The organism is Flavobacterium sp. (genome assembly GCF_965657075.1).
Classification (GTDB): Bacteria; Bacteroidota; Bacteroidia; order Flavobacteriales; family Flavobacteriaceae; genus Flavobacterium.
This window is the reverse complement of the sequence record NZ_CBFHMV010000002.1, coordinates 1-21,581: the sequence shown is the minus strand read 5'-3', so window position 1 is coordinate 21,581 and position 21,581 is coordinate 1. Positions and strand designations below refer to the sequence as shown.

The 21,581-nt window shown below is 31.1% G+C and carries 18 protein-coding genes; 13 read left to right on the top strand and 5 right to left on the bottom strand.

Features of this window, described 5'->3' with window-relative positions; all coding sequences use genetic code 11:
* Positions 1-4: 4 nt before the first annotated feature.
* From ACTF56_RS01655 to ACTF56_RS01605, 11 genes are all read left to right on the top strand, one after another.
* Positions 5-535, top strand: a complete 531-nt coding sequence (locus tag ACTF56_RS01655) for an RNA polymerase sigma factor (RefSeq protein WP_438965168.1) — start codon at positions 5-7, stop codon at positions 533-535.
* On the top strand, positions 528-1,310 hold the full coding sequence (locus ACTF56_RS01650; protein ID WP_438965167.1) for an anti-sigma factor: 783 nt from the start codon (positions 528-530) through the stop codon (positions 1,308-1,310). The genes ACTF56_RS01655 and ACTF56_RS01650 overlap by 8 nt, the downstream gene beginning before the upstream one ends.
* A gap of 120 nt (positions 1,311-1,430) precedes the next feature.
* Positions 1,431-2,120, top strand: coding sequence for an SIR2 family NAD-dependent protein deacylase (locus tag ACTF56_RS01645; protein ID WP_438965166.1), 690 nt, complete (start codon positions 1,431-1,433; stop codon positions 2,118-2,120).
* Between the two features lie 7 nt (positions 2,121-2,127).
* Positions 2,128-2,562: a hypothetical protein gene (locus ACTF56_RS01640; protein WP_438965165.1), complete on the top strand. Its 435-nt coding sequence runs from the start codon at positions 2,128-2,130 to the stop codon at positions 2,560-2,562.
* 99 nt (positions 2,563-2,661) lie between these two features.
* A complete protein-coding gene (gene purB, locus ACTF56_RS01635; RefSeq protein WP_438965164.1) occupies positions 2,662-4,008 on the top strand; it encodes an adenylosuccinate lyase in 1,347 nt (448 codons plus the stop codon).
* A gap of 128 nt (positions 4,009-4,136) precedes the next feature.
* Positions 4,137-6,377, top strand: a complete 2,241-nt coding sequence (locus tag ACTF56_RS01630) for a cation:proton antiporter domain-containing protein (RefSeq protein WP_438965163.1) — start codon at positions 4,137-4,139, stop codon at positions 6,375-6,377.
* Positions 6,378-6,433: 56 nt separating this feature from the next.
* Positions 6,434-7,585, top strand: coding sequence for a hypothetical protein (locus ACTF56_RS01625; RefSeq protein WP_438965162.1), 1,152 nt, complete (start codon positions 6,434-6,436; stop codon positions 7,583-7,585).
* A 121-nt stretch (positions 7,586-7,706) separates the two neighbouring features.
* A complete protein-coding gene (locus ACTF56_RS01620) occupies positions 7,707-9,551 on the top strand; it encodes a cystathionine beta-synthase (protein ID WP_438965161.1) in 1,845 nt (614 codons plus the stop codon).
* Positions 9,552-10,089: 538 nt separating this feature from the next.
* The gene (tnpA, locus tag ACTF56_RS01615) at positions 10,090-10,524 is read left to right on the top strand and encodes an IS200/IS605 family transposase (protein WP_438965160.1); all 435 of its coding nucleotides are present in this window, start codon (positions 10,090-10,092) and stop codon (positions 10,522-10,524) included.
* Between the two features lie 24 nt (positions 10,525-10,548).
* Positions 10,549-12,000: an FAD-dependent oxidoreductase gene (locus tag ACTF56_RS01610; protein ID WP_438965159.1), complete on the top strand. Its 1,452-nt coding sequence runs from the start codon at positions 10,549-10,551 to the stop codon at positions 11,998-12,000.
* 155 nt (positions 12,001-12,155) lie between these two features.
* Complete coding sequence (locus tag ACTF56_RS01605; RefSeq protein WP_438965158.1) at positions 12,156-13,214, top strand: hypothetical protein; 1,059 nt, start codon at positions 12,156-12,158, stop codon at positions 13,212-13,214.
* A 273-nt stretch (positions 13,215-13,487) separates the two neighbouring features.
* Here the strand turns inward: ACTF56_RS01605 and ACTF56_RS01600 are convergent, their stop codons facing one another.
* The 3 genes from ACTF56_RS01600 to ACTF56_RS01590 form a co-directional block, all read right to left on the bottom strand.
* Complete coding sequence (locus ACTF56_RS01600) at positions 13,488-15,275, bottom strand: ABC transporter ATP-binding protein (RefSeq protein WP_438965157.1); 1,788 nt, start codon at positions 15,273-15,275, stop codon at positions 13,488-13,490.
* Positions 15,276-15,425: 150 nt separating this feature from the next.
* On the bottom strand, positions 15,426-16,898 hold the full coding sequence (gene guaB / locus ACTF56_RS01595; RefSeq protein ID WP_438965156.1) for an IMP dehydrogenase: 1,473 nt from the start codon (positions 16,896-16,898) through the stop codon (positions 15,426-15,428).
* A 426-nt stretch (positions 16,899-17,324) separates the two neighbouring features.
* Positions 17,325-18,191: a hydroxymethylglutaryl-CoA lyase gene (locus tag ACTF56_RS01590; RefSeq protein ID WP_438965155.1), complete on the bottom strand. Its 867-nt coding sequence runs from the start codon at positions 18,189-18,191 to the stop codon at positions 17,325-17,327.
* A 204-nt stretch (positions 18,192-18,395) separates the two neighbouring features.
* Between ACTF56_RS01590 and ACTF56_RS01585 the strand changes: the two genes are divergently transcribed.
* Positions 18,396-19,007 (top strand): SatD family protein, encoded by a 612-nt coding sequence (locus ACTF56_RS01585; protein WP_438965154.1) that lies wholly within the window; start codon positions 18,396-18,398, stop codon positions 19,005-19,007.
* The gene (locus ACTF56_RS01580) at positions 19,004-19,723 is read left to right on the top strand and encodes a DUF3307 domain-containing protein (protein ID WP_438965153.1); all 720 of its coding nucleotides are present in this window, start codon (positions 19,004-19,006) and stop codon (positions 19,721-19,723) included. Before ACTF56_RS01585 ends, ACTF56_RS01580 begins: the two co-directional genes overlap by 4 nt.
* Positions 19,724-19,863: 140 nt before the next feature.
* Here the strand turns inward: ACTF56_RS01580 and ACTF56_RS01575 are convergent, their stop codons facing one another.
* Entirely contained in the window at positions 19,864-20,874 is a 1,011-nt protein-coding gene (locus ACTF56_RS01575; RefSeq protein WP_438965152.1) for a quinone-dependent dihydroorotate dehydrogenase, read from the bottom strand.
* Positions 20,875-20,950: 76 nt separating this feature from the next.
* Positions 20,951-21,581 (bottom strand): IS3 family transposase (locus ACTF56_RS01570; protein ID WP_438965151.1); only part of this gene is annotated, 631 nt, incomplete at its 5' end.

The following is a 21,581-nucleotide window of genomic DNA, read 5'->3' as shown; positions in this document are numbered from 1 at the left end:
GGATATGGAACAAGAAGAATTAATCAAAGAATTATTAAAGAAAGACGACAAGTCATTTACACTGTTATATGACAACTATTCAAAGAGTCTTTATGGAGTTATATATAACTTGATACGAAATACCGAAGAAGCAGAAGATGTACTGCAAGAAGTATTTGTGAAAATCTGGAAAAACATAGATTCTTACAACGAATCTAAAGGACGTTTATACACTTGGATGCTTAATATTGCTAGAAATTCATCCATTGACAAACTCCGTTCTAAAAACTTTAACAATAGTCAAAAAAACTTATCTTCAGATAATTTCGTACATATACTCGAAGATAGCTCAAAAACTACCAGCAAGATAGATGCCATAGGTATTAAAGAGTTTATCATGAAGCTAAAACCTAAATGTATTCAAATTATTGATTTGTTGTTTTTTAAAGGGTACACCCAACAAGAAGCTTCAGACGAATTAGAAATGCCATTAGGTACAGTGAAGACGAACAATAGAAATTGTATGAACGAATTAAGAAAATTGATCCATGACTAGTAAAGAATACATCGAATCAGGAGTGCTCGAATTGTATGTTTTTGGAAAACTTTCAGAAACAGAAAACGGAGAAGTCCAACAAATGATAGCTGATCATCCTGCAGTTAAACAGGAAGTTGTAGCTATAGAAGATGCTGTAATTAATTTATCTCAAAGTGTTGCACCTAGATTATCTGCAATAAACTATCAGAAAATTAGAAATCAGATTTTAGAAAAGCGAAAGGTAATTGATATGAAATCTAAATCGAGTTGGGCATCTTACACGGGATGGGCAGCAGCAGCCGTTTTTGTGGTTGGATTTGGATTGCAATACAATAAATTAAATGAAACAAATCAAGTTATAGATAAATTGGATACTGAAAAATCAGTAATGCAAGAATCTATTGTTGATTTAGAGTTCAAGAAAAATGAAGCAGAAAATGTTTTAGCGATTGTTAGAGATAACAATAACCAAGCGGTGGCACTTGCAGGACAAACAGTTGCTCCAGACTCTTATGCAAAAGCATATTACAACAAAGTAACTAAAGAGGTTTATGTAGATGTAGCTGGTCTACCAACTCCTCCAAAAGGAAAAGTATATCAAGTTTGGGCTTTAAAATTGAGTCCTTTAACACCAACAAGTATTGGAGTTTTAGACAACTTTACAGCTGCAAATACAAAAGTATTCAAAGTTGATAACGCGGAAGATGCGGAAGCTTTCGGAATTACCTTAGAACCTGCTGGTGGTAGTTTATCGCCAACATTAGAACAACTTTACACTTTAGGAAAAGTTTAAATTTTAAAATAAGACCATTAATTCCCTCAAATAATTTTTATTATTCTGAGGGATTTTTTTTTATATTTGACTAAATAAAAAGTTTAAAAACAAAAGATTACCGATTACTCCGAAATAAATATGAAAAAAATAGTTGTACTTACTGGTGCTGGTGTAAGTGCCGAAAGTGGCATCAAAACTTTTAGAGATGCAGATGGATTGTGGGAAGGACATGACATCATGGAAGTTGCCTCACCTGTTGGTTATCAAAATAATCCTGAATTGGTATTGGATTTTTATAACAAAAGAAGAAAACAACTTTTTGAAGTACAACCCAATTTAGCACACACTATTTTAGCGGAAATGGAAACCGATTTTGATGTAACTATTATCACTCAAAACGTAGATGATTTACATGAACGAGCGGGAAGCTCAAAAGTGATTCATTTACATGGAGAATTATTAAAAGCCAGAAACGAACAAGATGTAAATTCTATTATCGAATGGAATAAAGATATTGTTTTAGGAGATTTAGACGTAAATAACATCCAAATGCGACCTCACATTGTATGGTTTGGAGAAGAAGTACCAGAAATGGAAAGAGCCATGGAAACCATACAAGAAGCGGATTATTTATTAGTTATTGGAACATCTCTTCAAGTTTATCCTGCTGCTGGATTGATTAATTATGTTAACGAAGATGTTTTAGTTTATTATATTGATCCAAAACCGGCTACTATTTATGATTTAGACAATCCTCTAAAAGTGATTCCGCTTTCTGCTACTGAAGGAATGAAGATAGTGAGTGAGGAGTTTAGAAGGTTGAAATAATAATTGATTGAAGTCTATTTCAAGTTATAAAAACAGATTAAGAAAAATAAAAAAATTAAAATTTGGTCATTATTATATTATTTTTTTTGTGACTTTATTTGCTATATTGGGAATTCGTGGATATTTAATTCAAGAAAAAATTAAAAATCATGGAAAAGATATAATTGTAAAATTTATTAAAAAAAAGAGCAAACCTAAAACGACTCATTTTTACTTTGGATACTATTTTAAAGGAAAATATATTGAAACTTTAAGCTCTGGAATTAAATACTCTATTTTGAATTCAAAAGAAGAAACTAATTTGATAAATAATCTAGAAATAAATGCTTTTTACGAAGCAAAATTTAATGAAAATTATCCTGAATCCATAATTGTTAATCCTTCAAAAAAAATTACCGATACATTAAAAATTAAATTAGAAGGTTTTGAGTTTACTCAATAAGTACTTTGTAAACTATTTATAAAAAGTTTTAAACTTATAACACATAACTAATCACTAATCACTAAATTTGCATTTCTTTAAAACACAACACACACAAAAATGCAAAATCTTACTGAATTAAACGCTATTTCGCCAATTGACGGTCGTTATAGAAACAAAACAAAATCATTAGCTCCTTATTTTTCGGAAGAAGCGCTTATCAAATATAGAGTTTTAGTTGAAGTGGAATATTTTATTGCTTTGTGCGAATTGCCTTTGCCTCAATTAGAAACTGTAGATGTAAAGAAGTATGCTGCTTTACGAGATTTATACAAAAACTTCAGTACAGAAGACGCACTTTGGATTAAAGAAACCGAAAAAACTACGAATCACGATGTAAAAGCGGTTGAATATTTCATCAAAAGTAAATTTGATGCTTTAGGGTTAGAAGCTTACAAAGAATTCATCCACTTTGGATTAACTTCTCAAGATATTAACAACACTGCGATTCCCCTTTCTACAAAAGAAGCTTTTGAAGATTGTTATTTACCAACTTTAATTGCTTTAGTTCAAAAATTAAAAGAACTAAGTGTGGAATGGAAAGACATTCCAATGTTAGCAAGAACACACGGACAACCAGCTTCTCCTACTCGATTAGGAAAAGAGATTTTAGTTTTTGTGGAACGAATTGAAGAGCAAATGCGTCAGTTGTTCAATGTGCCTTTTGCTGCTAAATTTGGTGGTGCTACTGGAAATTATAACGCACACAAAGTAGCTTATCCAAACCAAGACTGGAAACAATTTGGAACTTCATTTGTAGAAGAAGCTTTAGGATTACACCATTCATTTCCAACAACTCAAATTGAACATTATGATCATTTTGCTGCCTTTTTTGATGCTTTAAAGCGTATTAACAATATCATCTTAGATTTAGATAGAGACATTTGGACGTATGTTTCTATGGATTATTTCAAACAAAAAATAAAAGCTGGAGAAATTGGTTCTTCTGCCATGCCACATAAAGTAAACCCAATTGATTTTGAAAACAGTGAAGGAAATTTAGGAATTGCTAATGCCATTTTCGAACATCTTTCAGCTAAATTACCTGTTTCAAGGTTGCAACGCGATTTAACAGATAGTACTGTTTTAAGAAATATTGGTGTACCGATAGGACACACTTTAATCGCTTTTGAAGCTACATTGAAAGGTTTGAATAAATTATTACTAAACGAAGCTAAATTTGCAGAAGATTTAGAAAAAAACTGGGCTGTTGTTGCTGAAGCTATTCAAACAATTTTAAGACGTGAAGGGTATCCAAATCCTTATGAAGCTTTGAAAGACTTAACTAGAACTAACACCGTTATCAATAAAGATTCTATTCATGCTTTTATACAAACGTTGAAAGTTTCTGATGAAATCAAAACTGAATTAATGCAAATTACTCCAAGTAATTTTATAGGAATATAAATTTATACGCATAAAAACATTGAAAATCCTGTTATTCATTTAGCAGGATTTTTTTTGGTTAAAAAGTTAATTAAATTTAAAAATATTGTCTAAATTTAAACGAATATCTAACTTTAGAAAAAAACTTTATGCTAACACCATTAGTTGCAAACACTACTGTTCACATTCCAAATTTAATTAATGATTTAGGTCTAATCCTAATCACAGCGGCTATTGCAGTTTTGATATTCAGAAAATTAAAACAACCTTTAGTTTTAGGGTATTTAGTAGCTGGTTTTTTAGCTAGTTCACATTTTTCATTTTTCCCAACAGTAAAAGACACAAATAGCATTACTGTTTGGGCAGAAATTGGAGTAATATTTCTTTTATTTAGTTTAGGATTAGAATTTAGTTTTAAAAAATTACTAAAAGTTGGTGGAACGGCTTCGATAACAGCATTAACCCAAATAATCTGCATGATAATTTTGGGTTATTATGCAGGAAAATTTATGGGTTGGAACGAAATGAACTCCATATTCTTAGGTGTAATTTTATCCATATCTTCAACTACAATCATTTTAAAAGCTTTTGATGAATTAGGTGTAAAATCTCAAAAATTTACTGGAAACGTAATTGGAGCCTTAATTGTTCAAGATATTGTAGCGATTTTAATGATGGTTTTACTTTCTACAATTGCTGTGAGTCAACAATTTTCGGGAACAGAATTAATTCAATCGTTATTTAAATTAGCTTTCTTTTTAGCTATTTGGTTTATCTCTGGTATCTTTTTTATTCCTACTTTATTAAAAAAATTAAAACCTCTTTTTACAGATGAAATGCTATTAATCATTTCATTAGCTTTATGTTTATTCATGGTGATTTTTGCGGCTGGAGTTGGCTTTTCTCCTGCTTTAGGAGCATTTATTATGGGTTCAATTATTGCAGAAACCAATGAAGCTGAACACATAGAACATTTAGTAAAACCTGTAAAAGACTTATTTGGAGCCGTTTTTTTTGTGTCTGTCGGAATGCTTATCAATCCAGAAACGTTAGTAGAATATGCTTTTCCAGTGATGATTTTGACTCTAGTAACCATTTTTGGTCAATCTATAACCTCAACAATTGGAACTATAATTTCTGGACAACCTTTGAAAGAATCTGTACAAACTGGAATGAGTTTATCACAAATCGGGGAATTTTCTTTTATCATTGCAACCCTTGGAGCTTCTTTAAATGTTACAAGTGATTTCTTATATCCTATTGTTGTTGCCGTTTCAGCAGTTACTGCCTTTACAACACCTTTTATGATAAAGTATTCCACACCAGTTGCAGGTTTTATTGAAAAGAAACTACCCAAAAGATGGGTCAAAAGAATTGAAATTTATAGTGCCAATGCTCAAGCCATAAAAACAGTAAGTACTTGGAGAAAAGCCATAAAAGAATACATTTTTCAAGTTACTATTCATTCCATTGTATTGTTTGCCATCATCCAAATGTCAAAACGATTTTTAATGCCTTTGATGGATGAGTATAGTTATGGAAATATTGTCACTGCGGTAATAACATTTATAATTATTGCTCCTTTTTTATGGGCTGTTGCCTTGCGTAGAATTGCAACAGAAGAAGTACAAGAATTATTAAAAAACAAAAAACACCATGGTCCAATTTTAGTGTTAATTTTCATTAGAATGGTTATTGGATTATTCTTTATTGGAATGATGTTAAACAATTTCTTTTCACCAGGTATTGCCGTTTTAGCATTTGTGGTTTCAGTTGTAATAATCATGTTGTTTCCAAAAAAAATAAATAAACTCTACTTAAAAATTGAAAATAGATTTGTCAAAAATTACAACCAAAGAGAACTTTCTGTCAAAAAAATAAATCGCAACAACTTATCACCATGGGATGGTCACTTGGCTAATTTCCTAATTGTTCCAGAATCTGATTTGGTGGGAAAACCTTTGGAAGAAATCAAAATTAGAGAAGATATTGGTGTAAATATCGCTTACATCAAACGTGGAAATTTACACATTAATGTTCCAACCAAATATGAAAAACTATATCCTAGTGATGAAATTTTTGTTATTGGAACAGATGCTCAAGTCAAGGAATTTGGAGATTATTTGAAAAAACATGAAGTAAAAGTCATTGAAGAAGAAGATTCAGATATTATTTTACAACAATTTGAATTAGAACACCAAGATTTCATTGGTTTAACTATAAGAGAATCTGAATTAAGAGAAAAAACAAAAGGCTTAGTTGTAGGAGTTGAACATAACGGAAGAAGAATCTTAAATCCAGAATCTAATTTTATTTTGAGTAAAAATGATATTGTTTGGGTAGTTGGTGATCGAAAAAAGATTGCTTCATTCTTTAATTCATCAAATTAACATCTCATTAACAAATGGCATAAGATTTGATTAAAAATCAACCAAAAAACAATTTCATGAAAAAAATTATTCTCTTTTTTGTTGCAATCATTTTCATTTCTTGCCAAGAAGAAAAAAAAGTTGAGACCGACAATACTCCTATTTCAAAAGTCAAAGATTTAGCAAATTCATTTAAAACAGATAAACTTCAAACCTTTGAATTTATATTGAAAGAAGATACATTATTTACAGGTAAAGAAGGAACTAAAATTTTTATACCAAAAGACTTATTTGAGAATTACACCAATGGTAAAATTACTTTTGAATTAAAAGAATTTTACACAAAAGAAGATATTATTTTAAACGGTTTATCAACGATTACAGACAAGGACGAGCTGTTAGAGTCATCAGGAATGTTTTATATCAATTTTAAAGAAGAAGGAAAACAATTAAACATTAAAAAAGGGAAAAATTACAAAGTAGAAGTTGCAAACAAACCTTTATCAAATAGTAATATCTATTATAATGATAATGATTCCATTTTTAGATGGAAGTTGAGTGATGAAAAAATATTCACTGAAATTCCAGACATAGTTAGAAATTTAAAATTATTCTTATCACCCACATGGAAATATGATAACATTCCTGATAAATATTTCAAAACAGTAAATTTAGATAGTATCAAAGTTATTAAGAAGAAAGATTCAATTGAATATTATAGATTACTTGAAATTGAAAATAAAAGAATAGTACAAGAAAATGAAATTTTCTGGGACAATAATTGGGATAAAGGTATTGAAGATGAAAAGCTAACACCAGTTGAAAAAATTGCAAAAAGAAAAAAATTGCAAAAAATTTATAATATAAACAATGAATTATATAGTTTTTCTTCGAATAAATTAGGATGGATAAATATTGACAAAATATTAAATGTTGAAGTAGAAAAAGAAATCTACTTTACGATTAGAAATAAAGAAGAGCTAGATATATATTATGTTTCATATGTCTATTTAAATAACAATACAGTCTTAAATGATTTTTTAAACAATAAAAGTTTAAAATCTTACATTAAAATATCTGGAAAAATTAAAGCTATAATTTACACTAGTAAAAATGAAAAAATCTACTACGATACTTTCTACATTGATATAAATAGTAAACCTAATTTCGAACTTAACCTAAAAGAAACAACATTAGAAAAACTAAAACAAGAATTAGTTACACCATAAATAAAAATCCATTAGAAACACTAATGGATTTTTAACTTTTCTACAAACACAAAACCTCCAATTCCTACTTTCAAAACCAACCAAAATAACGTAACTTGCAGCCTGAATTAAATGAGAAATAATGCAAGACAACACCATACTAAATTTCATAAAAAACGTAATAAAAAATATGCCAAAAGGTTGGTTGGAAATTACAACCCATAGATTGGATATTTACAACGAAGCCTTAGCTAAAACTGAATTTTTAGAGGGTTTTGAAAAATTATACAGCAACAATATTTACGATACTGAAGCTTTAAACGAATTGCCAACGGCTTACGATTACATTCGTTTAGGACATCCATTATCTTGTGTTTTAGAATGGGGAATTGCTAAAATTAACGATATAAAACCTGAAAACGTAATCAGTTTTCAATCTAAGACAGTTCCTGTTTTAGCGATTTTGAGAAAAAATTTGTTGGAAACCAAAAAAACTCAAATCGTTTATACCTATGAATTACCAGAATCTTTCAATGCAAAAATTATAAGAACTGTTTATGGTTATAACTTTGAACTAAACAAAGTTGCAAATCCAAATGAAATTACAAAATTTGACGGAAGCACTGTTTTTGTTTCAAATCAAGAAGATTTTGCACCAATAAATTTCAATCCCAATATTGATTTTTACATTTCTAATTATGCCCATTTAGGAAGTATTTTATTGGTAAATGGAACACAAAACGAAAATTATATTTCAGAAATCCAACACGTTAGAAGAAGAGAAACCGTTGCAATAACACCTTCCAATTGTTTAGAAGCTTTGGAAATTTTAGTAGAAAATTCTAGTTTTAAAGCTACTACAAATACAGCTGAAGAAAACAAAAAATCAGTTTTAAATTCCATTAAAAAAATTACGGATACAAATTCAAAACCTTTGGTGGCTTCTAGTGGTTTGTCGATTCAATATGCGATTATGATGGGTTTAATTCATGATGCTTTGGAAAATCACAAAGGAAAAGCCATCAAATTCATAGTTCCTCCGAATTGTTATGGTGGTACAAACGATCAAGCCAGACGTGTTGCAGCGTGTATCGGTAATGTCGAAATTGTAGATTTACCCGTAGATGGTGAAAACGATATGGTTCAAAGCACCGAAAAAGTCTTAAACCAAATTGCCCATGAAGATGCCATTCCATACATCATTGCAGAAATTCCAACCAATCCAAGAGTTGAAGTTCCAGATTTAGAGCAACTAAAAGAAGTTTTAAGCAAAGAAAGAAAAACTTCAACTGGAGAAATTGCTATAGCTCCTGTTTTTATTTTAGATCAAACATTTTGTCCAAATGTGCACTTTTTAGGAGAAGGTAAATTACTTTCAACTGTTAGAGGAATTTCTTATGCAAGTGGTTCAAAATTTCCAAGTGGTGGAAAATGTACAGCTGGTTATTGTGTTGGGAACGAAAAAGCCCAAACTTTAATGACCAAAATCGAAGAACATTTAATCCTTTGCGATAATGAAGCAACGGCTTTACAATATGGAATATTAGCCGAACAATTACCTTCCATGAATCAACGAATTAGCAATGCTTACAAAAATACACGCGAATTTGTAAACTATATTCACGAAGTGTTACCTACTGCAAAAATCAATTTTGTTTCAGAAGAATTGGCTAATCAAGGATTTACACCTTCTGTTTTTTCATTAGATCTTCCTACCAAAGGAGCAACTGATGCAGAAAGAGAAGTTTACAAGAGAGATTTGAATCATAAATTAATTAATTTAATGATAACCGAAATCCCAAATGAAAGCAAATATTGTGTAAGTTATGGCCAATTAAAAGGTTGCTATTGGACGATTCCTGCAACTTCAACACAAGGAACAACCAAAGAAGGTGATAAAGATTATATTGCTCGTGTAGCTCTCTCAGCCAATATGGATTTAGAATTGCACAAAAAAGTGTTTTTAGATTTTGTGAAATCAATTTAAGGCTAAAATTATATTATGTCTCCGTTGGCTGAAGCCAACGGCAATGAATATCAAACAATAAATTATCTCAATAAAACTCAATCATTGCAGTTGGTTTCAACCAACTGGATTTAGAGAAAAATAAAATCATTAAAATTATCTATTGGCTGAAGCCAACGGCAATGAATATCAAACAATAAATTATCTCAATAAAACTCAATCATTGCAGTTGGTTTTAACCAACTGGATTTATAGAAAAATAAAATCATTAAAATTATCTATTGGCTGAAGCCAACGGCAAAGAATATTAAACAATAAATTATCTCAATAAAACTCAATCATTGCAGTTAGTTTTAACCAACTGGATTTATAGAAAAATAAAATCATTAAAATTATCAATTGGCTGAAGCCAACGGCAATGAATATTAAACAATAAATTATCTCAATAAAACTCAATCATTGCAGTTGGTTTCAACCAACTGGATTAAAAGAAAAAACACAAAAATCAACACAAGCATTAACTAAAATATTTTATATTTGATTTCATAATTATATTTATATGTCATTTGTCAAAATTTGGGTTCATTTAGTGTTTTCAACAAAAAAGCGGCAACCATTTCTTAAAAAAGAAATCAGAACAAAAATGATTAAACACATAATTGACAATTGTAAAGAAAAAGGAATCTTTTTACAAGCCATAAATGGATATGATGATCATTTACACTGTTTAATCTCATTAGGAAAAGATCAAAGTATTGCAAAAGTGAGCCAATTGATAAAAGGAGAATCTTCATTTTGGTTGAATAATCAGAAGTTATTATTAGATAAATTTCAATGGCAAGATGATTATTTTGCTGTTTCAGTAAGTCAATCCCAACTTTCCACAGTGGTGAATTACATCAAAAAGCAAGAAGAAAAACACAGTAAAAAATCATTTTTAGACGAAGTCGATGAATTTGTAAAGATTTATGGATTCGAAAACATAAAAGATTAAAATAAAATAAAGAACCAAAACAAATTGAAAACCGCACAAAACAATAAAGCCCATTGGAAAGTTTGTCCCGAATGCAAAGGTCGAGGCAAAAAAAGCCAGAAGCTTAAAAAGAAAGTGCGTTTAAAGTATCAAAGAGAACTAGAAGCTTTTGAAAAATCGGACAAACAAGGAATTGCACCAATTAAACCAAAAGCGCACTTAAGTTCATGTTTAAATTGTTCAGGTTCTGGATTGATTCCAAGTGAAAATCCTCCTGTTCCAGATGCAGAAAATTATCCACATGTTGCTATTATTGGTGGTGGAATTGGAGGTGTAGCTTTGGCTGTTGCTTGCTTACACCGTGGCATTCCTTTTACACTTTATGAACGTGATGCCAACTTTGAAGCACGTTCACAAGGATATGGTCTGACGTTACAACAAGCGAGTAAAGCCATTCAAGGTTTCGGAATTTTTTCTTTAGATGAAGGTGTCGTTTCCACAAGACATTTGGTACATACTCAAGAAGGAAAAGTCGTTGGAGAATGGGGAATGCGAAAATGGATGCAATCCGATTCCAAAAAAACTCCAAAAAAAACCAACATTCATATTGCACGACAAGCGTTGCGTTTGGCTTTGTTAGAACAATTAGGTGGAAATGATGCTGTGCAATGGAACCATCAATTAGTTGATTTTAAGGAAAATGACAACAAAACTATTGACCTAACTTTTCAAGTTGATGGAAAAATAAAAAACACCAAAACTGATTTAGTAGTTGGAGCCGATGGCATTCGAAGTGCTGTGCGAAAATTATTAATTGGTGATAAAATTACTCCTTTGCGTTATTTGGATTGCATAGTGATATTGGGCATTTGTCCTTTGTCAGCTCTTGAAGGTGTTGAAAGTTCTTTGTTGGATTCAGCTACGGTTTTTCAAACAGGAAATGGCAATGAGCGTATTTACATGATGCCTTATGATGCTAATTCAGTGATGTGGCAATTGAGTTTTCCAATGACAGAAGAAGAAGCCAAAACCTTAAGTGCCAAAGGTTGTGAAGCTTTAAAAGAAGAAGCCTGCAAAAGAACCCAATGGCACTCCCCTATTCCACAAATTGTTAAAGCTACACAAGCCACACAAATTTCTGGTTATCCTGTATATGACCGAGAACTTTTGCAACCCGAATTATTAGCAAAAGGAAACCAAATAACCTTAATTGGAGACGCAGCACATCCCATGAGTCCTTTTAAAGGACAAGGAGCTAACCAAGCGTTGTTAGATGCACTTTCTTTAGCAAGAGAAATCTACCAAGGTTGTGGCCCATTTTCTAATTGGAAAGAAAAAGGAATTAGAAAAACTATCTTAACGAATTTTGAAACTGAAATGCTAAAACGAAGTGCCAAAAAAGTAAAAGATTCAGCCGAAGCAGCCCAATTTTTACATTCTGATATTGTATTACAAGAAAATAATCAACCTAGAGGTAGTTGTTTGAAGGGGAAATAGTTCTTAAAGCAATTAAAATTTTGATTTCACCTAATTGTTAAGATTTTTATTATATTTGAAATAACAAATAAAGAATGACGTATGTCAGACCAATCTACCTAAATAAAGATGTATATGTCTGATAGAGTCACACATATTTACAAGTTGCCAGTAATTTGAAAAACGAACCTAACATAAGCAGAACAGTAATAAACGGGAAAGGAGAAATAGTTTTCTTTGGACTTAAGCATTTTTTAGATGATATAGCTAATGGTGATTGTTGCTTTATTTGTGGTGCAAAACCTGACTCTAAAGAATTTAATGATGAACATATTATTCCCGATTGGATTTTAAGAAAACACAACCTTCATAATGAATACGTAACCTTGCCAAATGGCACTAAATTTAAGTATAGTCAATATAAAGTTCCCTGTTGCAAAGAATGCAACTCTGAATTAGGTAAAACTTATGAAGAACCAATCAGTGAATTGTTGGGCAAATCTTACACCGAAATTGTAGAAGAAATAAATAAAGACCCAAAAATTATTCATTTTTTGTTTAGATGGTTGAGTCTAATATTTCTTAAAACTCATTTAAAAGACAAAACATTGCTAACAGAAAGAGACAAAAGAATTGATTCTGGATTTTTATCAGATGATTATTACTGGGAAGATATTCATCACATTCATTGCATCGCCAGAAGTCATTATACTAAAGCTAAAATAGATAGTAATGTTTATGGAACAATATTTATTTTACCAGCTATGGCGATTGATAGATTCGGTGGTTTTGACTTTATAGATAACCAAGCAGGAAAAGCAATAATGTTACAATTGGGTGAATTCTCAATAATTTCAGTATTAAATGATTCTTGTGCAGGTTCTACAATTTTTATGGAGCAAATGGAAAAAATTACTGGACCACTTTCCCCATTTCAATTAAGAGAAATAGTTGCACATTTAAACTTTATCAATTTAAGTCTAAAAGAAAGACCTGTATATCGTTCTTTTATGACTTACCAAGGTGAATACCAAATAAAAGCTAACGTTCCAAAAACACTATATTTATTGGACGAAGAAGAACGTTTTGTCTCACCAGGACAGTTTTTGAAATATTATGTTGAGCCAATGATTGGAGATGTAGAAAATCGAGACAAAGTTCTGCAAGAATTAGAAGAAGGAAAACGGAATTATCTATTTGACGAAAATGGTGATTTTATTAAGCACGAATTATAAAAACTACTGGCAACAATGTATATATAAAATAGGCAAAATAGCAGTAAATTCAAGAGTTTTGGTTCGCGTCAAACTCTGTGCTTAACCGAAAATTTAGTGCTTCGTAATCGCCTACTTTTCATAAACTAAACGTTAGCAAACAATTTCAAAAAGACATATATCTACTACTCACACATTTTATAGAGTATAAACAAAAAAGTGCTCAATCAAGAAGCCTTTTATATTTCTATCATCCACTGAACACTAAAAACTGAACACTGCCAACTAAATAAACTAATACTCACTAAACTGCAAACTACTCAAATTCTTATAAATTCCGTTTTTTATTTCTAGCAATTCTTTGTGGGTTCCTTGTTCTACTATTTTTCCATCGTTTAAAACCAAAATGGCATCAGCACTTCTAATGGTTGAAAGTCGGTGTGCAATGATAATGCTGGTTCTGCCTTTCATTAAATTTTCTAAAGCTTCTTGTACCAATTTTTCACTTTCGCTATCTAAAGAAGAAGTAGCTTCGTCTAAAATTAAAATACTTGGGTTTTTCAACAAAGCACGAGCAATGGCAATACGTTGTCTTTGTCCACCAGAAAGTTTAATACCTCGTTCTCCAACCAAAGTATTCAATTTTTCTGGGAAACCATTTATAAATTCATAAGCGTTGGCTTGTTTGGCTGCAAGTACTATTTCTTCTTCAGAAGCATCAGGTTTTCCATAAGTTATATTTTCACGAATACTTCCTCCAAAAAGAATGACATCTTGTGGAACAATACTCATATTGCCACGAAGATTTTCTAAATCATAGTCGTAGATGATCTTATCATCAATTAAAATTTCACCTTTATCAATCTCATAAAAACGCAATAAAAGAGACGAAATAGTCGATTTTCCGGCACCACTTGGACCAACAATAGCAATTTTTTGACCAAAACCTGCTTCAAAGTTTACGTCTTTTAAAACCTCAATTTCTGGTCGTGAAGGATACGAAAAACCAACGTTTTTAAAACTTACTGTACCTTTTATTTTTTGAGTAGAATGATTTTGAGTCGCATTTATTTTTTCAGGAACTTCATCTAAAAGTTCAAAAACACGTTCGGTTGCTCCAACGGCTTTTTGAATTTGAGCATACAATTCGGCAATTCCACCAAAAGAAGCTCCAATAAAAGTAGAGTACAATACGAAAGAAATTAATTCTCCAATACCTTTTATTTCACCATTTATACACAAAGTAACCCCATACCAAACCACAGCTACAATAGCTCCAAACAAACAAAATATGATAAAAGACGCAAAATAACCGCGATAAATTCCACCTTTGATGGCTAATTTTACGACTTCATTGATTTTTCCTTTGTAACGAGCAATTTCGTACCATTCATTAGCAAAGGCTTTTACATTTGAAATTCCTTGCATCGTTTCTTCCACAATCACCTGACTTTCGGCTACTTGATCTTGTACACTTTTAGAAAATTTTCTAATAAATCTTCCAAAAATTACAGCTGCAACCGCTACAACAGGAACAATGCAAAGCATCATTAAAGTAAGTTTTAAACTTATGGTTGCTAGAAAAATAACACCACCAATAATTAAAATAAATTGCCTTAAAAATTCAGCAATAGTTGTCGTTAAAGTATCTTGAATTTGTGTAATATCAGAACTAATTCTACTGTTCAATTCTCCTACTCTTTTCTGTGAGAAGAACGTCATGGGTAATTTAATCAGGTTACTGTATAAAGCCAATCGAATATTAGCTAAAGTATTTTCGGTAAAATTAATAAACAGCGATAATCTAAAAAAAGAGAAAAAGGATTGCAATAATAAAATGACCATCAATCCTAAAGCAATATTTTTAGCTTTCACTAAATCTTTATCATTCACACAATCGACCAACATTCCTAATAACTTTGGGAAAGCCAAAGCAGTTCCACCTGTTAAAAGCAGAAATAGTAAGCCTAGATAGAATTTCCATTTATGATTATTGGCATAGTTGAATATTTGAAGTGCTTTGCTTAAGGTACTAGCATTAAGTTTTGATTTGGGTAAATCATTCTCTTTAAATCGAGCCATTTAGTGTTTTAATTTTTTGATTTTTCTTTCATTTTCCTATACTTCAAATATAAAGCTAAAAATGAGATTCTAAAGTCTGTAAAAAAGAAAACTTCCCGAAAAACGAGAAGTTTTAATTTTTATATAATTTCTGAATTCTAAATTTATAATCTATCTAGAATAATTAGGAGCTTCTTTGGTAATAGTCACATTATGAGGGTGACTTTCTCCTATACCACTAGCTGTAATTCTAACAAAACGACCAGATTCTTGTAATGTTGGAATATCTTTTGAACCACAATAACCCATTCCAGCTCTTAAACCACCAACGAATTGTTGCATGCTTTCGTTTAATTCTCCTTTATAAGGAACACGACCTACAATTCCTTCTGGAACTAATTTCTTCACATCATCTTCCACATCTTGGAAGTAACGGTCTTTTGAACCTTCTTGCATAGCTTCCACAGAACCCATTCCTCTGTATGATTTGAATTTTCTACCTTCAAAAATTATTGTTTCACCAGGAGATTCTTTGGTTCCAGCTAATAACGAACCTAACATTACACAATCAGCACCAGCAGCAATCGCTTTTGGAATATCACCTGTGTAACGAATTCCACCATCAGCAATAACTGGAACACCACTACCTTTGATAGCAGCAGCGACTTCAATCACAGCAGAAAATTGAGGAAATCCAACTCCAGCTACAACGCGAGTTGTACAAATTGAACCAGGTCCAATTCCAACTTTTACACCATCTGCACCATTTTCTACTAAATATTTAGCAGCTTCTGGAGTAGCAATGTTTCCAACCACTACATCTAAATTAGGGAAAGAAGTTTTAACTAGTTTTAAAACATCTACCACACCTTTCGTATGTCCGTGAGCTGTATCGATAATTACTGCATCAACACCAGCGTTTACTAAAGCCGTTGCACGTTCAACAGCATCAGCCGTTACTCCAAGAGCAGCAGCTACACGTAAACGTCCGTATTGGTCTTTATTTGCGTTTGGTTTTTGGGTTAATTTTGTAATATCTCTAAATGTAATTAATCCAGCTAATTTATTATTTTCGGCAACGACTAATAGTTTTTCAATTTTATGATCTTGTAGAATTTCTTCGGCTTGTTGCAACGTTGTACCTGCTTTTGCCGTAACTAAATTTTCCGAAGTCATCACTTCCGTAATTGGACGATCATTTTTACGTTCAAAACGCAAATCTCTGTTCGTAACAATTCCTTTTAAAGTCATCTCTTCATCCACAACAGGAATTCCACCAATTCCGTGTTCTTTCATGGCTCTTTTGGCATCACCAACAGTTGCTGATAAAAGTAACGTTACAGGATCGATGATCATACCAGATTCAGCACGTTTTACTTTACGAACTTCAGCGGCTTGTTTTTCGATTGACATGTTTTTGTGCAAAACACCAATTCCTCCTTCTTGAGCCATAGCAATTGCCATAGCACTTTCGGTAACGGTATCCATAGCTGCAGATACAATAGGAGTGTTAAGCGTAATATTTTTAGAAAATTTAGATTGAATACTAACTTCTCTTGGTAAAACTTGAGAGTAATTAGGAACTAATAATACATCATCATAAGTAAGACCTTCTCCGATGATTTTTGTTGTGTGTGCGTTCATTGCAATTTAGTTTATGCTGAATTAATTTCAGTATTGTAGTAGTTAAATTGCATGCAAATATAGTAAAAAAAAGTATTCAGTGGTCAGTTTTTAGTATTCAGTTTCAATAATTACGAGATTTTTTTAGCCCAGATAGGAATGGAAAGCATTTTTTTGAAGAATTCTATTTTTTGTTGTTGTAAAAAAGCGACCAAAGGAAGCTCTTTTTATGACTTACAAAAAAAGAATTGTTGAAAAAATCTTGTAATGGATAGCTGGAAATAGCTTCTTGAGAAAGTGTTCAGTGTTCAGCTTTTTAGTGTTCAGTCGCGGTTGACGGTAATTAGAAAATAAGATATGATACTGAAATACTGAAATAAATTCAGCACAAGCAAGTTTAGCATGACAAAGAACCAGTTTAGTTAGATTCCCAATCAAGTTGGGAATCTAATGATAATTTGTAAAAATCTTCAAAGCTTCATTATACGAACTTTCAAAACTCATAGCATGACAATTTGTATCGGCTTTTGCTGCTGTGAAATAGGATAATAATTTTTCGGTAGGCATATTTCCTGTTAAATCGTCAGCAGCCATTGGACAACCACCAAAACCTTGAATGGCTCCATCAAAACGATGGCAACCTGCTTTGTATGCTGCATCTACTTTTTCATGCCATTTGTCTGGAGTTGTGTGCAAATGTGCTCCAAACTCGATGTTAGGATATTTTGGAATTAAGTTTGAAAACAAATAATCAATCACTTCTGGATTTGAAGTTCCAACTGTATCAGAAAGTGAAAGGATTTTTACACCCATTTTGGCTAACTTTTCGGTCCAATCACCAACGATTTCCACATTCCAAGGATCACCATAAGGATTTCCAAAACCCATGGACAAATAAGCTACGACTTCTTTGTTGCTTTTATCAGCAATTTCAAGAATTTCATTTAATGTCACTATCGATTCAGCAATAGTCTTATGTGTATTTCGCATTTGAAAATTCTCTGAAATCGAAAAAGGAAAACCTAAATATTGAATTTCATTGTGTTCAGCAGCCATTTCTGCACCTCTTGTATTGGCAATAATTGCTAGAAGTTTACTTTGGGTTTGTGACAAATCTAATTGAGCCAAAACTTCAGCTGTATCAGTCATTTGCGGAATTGCTTTTGGAGAAACAAAACTTCCAAAATCAATCGTATCATAACCTACACGCAATAAAGATTGTATATATTGTACTTTCTTTTCTGTAGGAATAAATGCCTTAATGCCTTGCATGGCATCTCTTGGACATTCGATTATTTTAACTTTTGGATTCAATGATTTGCTTTTAAAGTGCTAAGGTATGAAGAATTTGATTGATAAAAAAAAATAGAATATTCCATATTATTGGAATAAATTATAATATTCCATAAATATGGAATAACTGACAATATTCCATATTATAGGAATAATTAAAATAAATATCTATATTTGAATTCTATTTTAACTCATTTCATATCATGAGTTGTAAAAATTTAAGTCATGATTTGTATCATAACAGGAGATATAAAAGGTTCACGTAGAGCAAAATCGGCCAATTGGTTAGAAGGTTTAAAGAAACTTTTTCTTCAATTTGGTAAAAACCCAACGGATTGGGAAATCTATCGTGGAGATGAATTTCAAATTGAAATTAAAAATACCGAAGAAGCATTATTAGCCGCATTTTTAATAAAAGCCCATCTAAGAACTATTTCATTAGATGCTAGAATGAGTATAGGTTTTGGTGATAAAACGTTCAAATCCAAACGAATATCTGAAAGTAATGGAAGTGCTTTTGTAAATTCGGGTGAAGCCTTTGATTTGATGAAGAAGAACAAAACAAATTTAGTTTTACAATCTTCCAATAAAGATTTCAATAAGGAAATGAATTTGCTATTGCGCTTAGGACTTTCATTTATGGATAATTGGCTTTCTCAACAAGCTGAATTTGTGTTTTTAGCAATTCAAAACCCAAATATCTCACAAGAGGAAATGGGTGAAAAATTAAATATAAATCAAGCAGCAGTGAGTAAAAGAAGAAAAAGAGCTAATTTTGATTTGTTGATAGAACTAAATTCGGCTTATGTTGAAAAATTAAAAATGCTTGAAGTATGATGCTACTATTTACAAAACTTTTATTAGCTCATTTGATTGGTGATTTTATATTGCAACCAAGCAATTGGGTAAGTGATAAAGAAAAAAAGAAAGAGAAAAGTATTTATTTGTATTTGCATACCGCTTTACATTTAGCATTGATGTTACTTTTTGTAGCTGAAGTTGATTTTATCGTTTATGGAATTATTTTAGCTGCTTCTCATGGAATCATTGATTTCATGAAATTAAAATACCAAAAGAAAAAAACGAAACGCATTTGGTTTTCAGTAGATCAAGTATTGCATTTAGTGATGATCTTTATAGTAGTTTTGGTTTATTATAACCCTTCTATAGACTTCCAAAACATAGATAATAGGCTCTGGATTTTTATAACTGGAGTGGTTTTATTAACGAAACCAACTTCGATAATTATTAAAAACATAATATCCATTTGGACACCAGAAAGCAAAAATAAAGAAGACAATTCGTTGCAAAATGCTGGAAATTACATTGGGATTTTGGAACGCTTATTTGTATTTTGTTTCATTATTACCAATCATTTTGAAGCTATTGGTTTTTTATTGGCTGCAAAATCTATTTTTAGATTTGGTGATTTGAAAGAAGCGAAAGACCGAAAACTTACAGAATACGTTCTAATTGGAACATTATTAAGTTTTGGAATTGCAATTTTAGTTGGACTACTTGTGGAATTTGGAACTCGAATTAATTTTTATTAAAATAATTTGAACCACATAGAAAAAATAATAAATACGAAAAAAGACGCTTCGCATTACATAGAAAACAAAGTTATGGGAAAAATATAATTTCTTTTAAAAATCTATTTTAGAGAAAATCTATGTAGACTATGTGGTTTAAATTAAAGCAAAGCCTTATTAATATCCTTAATCAATTTTGGTCCTTCATAAATAAATCCTGTATACAATTGTAATAAACTTGCTCCAGCATCTAGTTTTTCTAAAGCATCTTTTACGGAATGAATGCCTCCTACTCCAATAATTGGAAAGGATTTATTACTTTTTTCCGAAAGAAAACGAATGACTTCTGTAGAACGATTCGTCAAAGGTTTTCCTGATAATCCACCCATTTCTGATTTATTATCTGAAAATAATCCATCACGTGAAATTGTTGTATTCGTCGCAATTACACCAGCAATTTTGGTTTCGTTTACAATTTCAATAATGTCTAATAATTGTTCGTTTGTTAAATCTGGAGCAATTTTTAAAAGAATTGGTTTTGGATTCCCTTTATTTAAATTAAGATTTTGTAACGTATTCAATAAAGCTTTCAAAGGCTCCTTTTCTTGAAGTTCTCTTAAGTTGGGTGTGTTTGGAGAACTTACATTCACAACAAAATAATCCACGTAATCAAACAGAGCTTCAAAACAGATTACATAATCATTAACAGCTTCTTCGTTTGATGTAATTTTATTTTTTCCGATATTTCCACCAATCAGAACACCTTTGTTTTTTCTAAGTCGAATAATGGCTTCTTCAACACCACCATTATTGAAACCCATTCGATTAATGATTGCTGAATCTTCTTGCAATCTAAAAAGTCGTTTTTTAGGATTTCCGTCTTGAGGTTTTGGAGTTAACGTTCCGATTTCAATAAATCCAAATCCGAAATTGGACAATTCTTGGTATAATTTAGCATCTTTATCAAATCCTGCAGCTAATCCAACAGGATTTTTAAATTTCAATCCGAAAACTTCACGTTCTAATTTTGGACTTTTTACTTCGTAATACGAATTGATTAAACTTCCCACGAAAGGAACTTTATGTAAAAAACGAATTAATGAAAAGGTAAAGTAATGTACTTTTTCAGGATCAAATTGAAATAAAATCGGACGAATTAATAAACGATACATAGTGTTGTGTTGAAGTGCAAAAATAAGCATATGAGTTGTCCTAAAAAAGGTTGACTCGTTAATAATTCAAATATAGTTAAATCGTAACAGAATTAATTCTGTTACGATTTAATTTTTTCCATTGTTTTAATTTTATTGTTTTTTGTTGATGTGCTTGGTTTGGAGTTATCATATTAATTGACATATGTATTCTAAAATTGTTATATAAAGTTATGGCCTGTGTAACTTGCTTATTCAAATTTTGATAGTTTTCAAAGATTTCATGTAAACCAAATTCTTCCTTTAAAATTCCGTTTACCCTTTCAGCTATTGCATTTTCATATGGGTCGTACTCTTGCGTCATACTAATTAAAATGTTGTTTTTCTTTAGCAAATCAGTATACTCTTTACTACAATATTGTAAACCTCTGTCAGAATGGTGAATGAGTTTATTTTGTGTTTTTCTGTCAATTAAAGCCATTTGTAAAGCTTTTAATGTTGTTGAACTCATTAAGTTATCTGATAGTTGATAACCTACAATTTTCTTTGAACAAGCATCAGTGAGTAAATGCAAATAATATGTTTTCTCTTTTGTTCGTAAATAAGTTATATCAGCAACCCAAACTTGCTCAGGTCTATTAAGAGTTAAATTGCTTATTAAATTCGGATAGCGTTTCATCCAATGTCTTGAGTTTGTTGTTTTATAATACCTACGAGCTTTAGGAACT

Coding starts and splice junctions, on each gene's coding strand:
- ACTF56_RS01655 (WP_438965168.1), top strand. CDS start 5: ATGGAACAAGAAGAATTAATCAAAGAATTATTAAAGAAAGACGACAAG.
- ACTF56_RS01650 (WP_438965167.1), top strand. CDS start 528: ATGACTAGTAAAGAATACATCGAATCAGGAGTGCTCGAATTGTATGTT.
- ACTF56_RS01645 (WP_438965166.1), top strand. CDS start 1,431: ATGAAAAAAATAGTTGTACTTACTGGTGCTGGTGTAAGTGCCGAAAGT.
- purB (WP_438965164.1), top strand. CDS start 2,662: ATGCAAAATCTTACTGAATTAAACGCTATTTCGCCAATTGACGGTCGT.
- ACTF56_RS01630 (WP_438965163.1), top strand. CDS start 4,137: ATGCTAACACCATTAGTTGCAAACACTACTGTTCACATTCCAAATTTA.
- ACTF56_RS01625 (WP_438965162.1), top strand. CDS start 6,434: ATGAAAAAAATTATTCTCTTTTTTGTTGCAATCATTTTCATTTCTTGC.
- ACTF56_RS01620 (WP_438965161.1), top strand. CDS start 7,707: ATGCAAGACAACACCATACTAAATTTCATAAAAAACGTAATAAAAAAT.
- tnpA (WP_438965160.1), top strand. CDS start 10,090: ATGTCATTTGTCAAAATTTGGGTTCATTTAGTGTTTTCAACAAAAAAG.
- ACTF56_RS01600 (WP_438965157.1), bottom strand. CDS start 15,275: ATGGCTCGATTTAAAGAGAATGATTTACCCAAATCAAAACTTAATGCT.
- guaB (WP_438965156.1), bottom strand. CDS start 16,898: ATGAACGCACACACAACAAAAATCATCGGAGAAGGTCTTACTTATGAT.
- ACTF56_RS01585 (WP_438965154.1), top strand. CDS start 18,396: ATGATTTGTATCATAACAGGAGATATAAAAGGTTCACGTAGAGCAAAA.
- ACTF56_RS01580 (WP_438965153.1), top strand. CDS start 19,004: ATGATGCTACTATTTACAAAACTTTTATTAGCTCATTTGATTGGTGAT.
- ACTF56_RS01575 (WP_438965152.1), bottom strand. CDS start 20,874: ATGTATCGTTTATTAATTCGTCCGATTTTATTTCAATTTGATCCTGAA.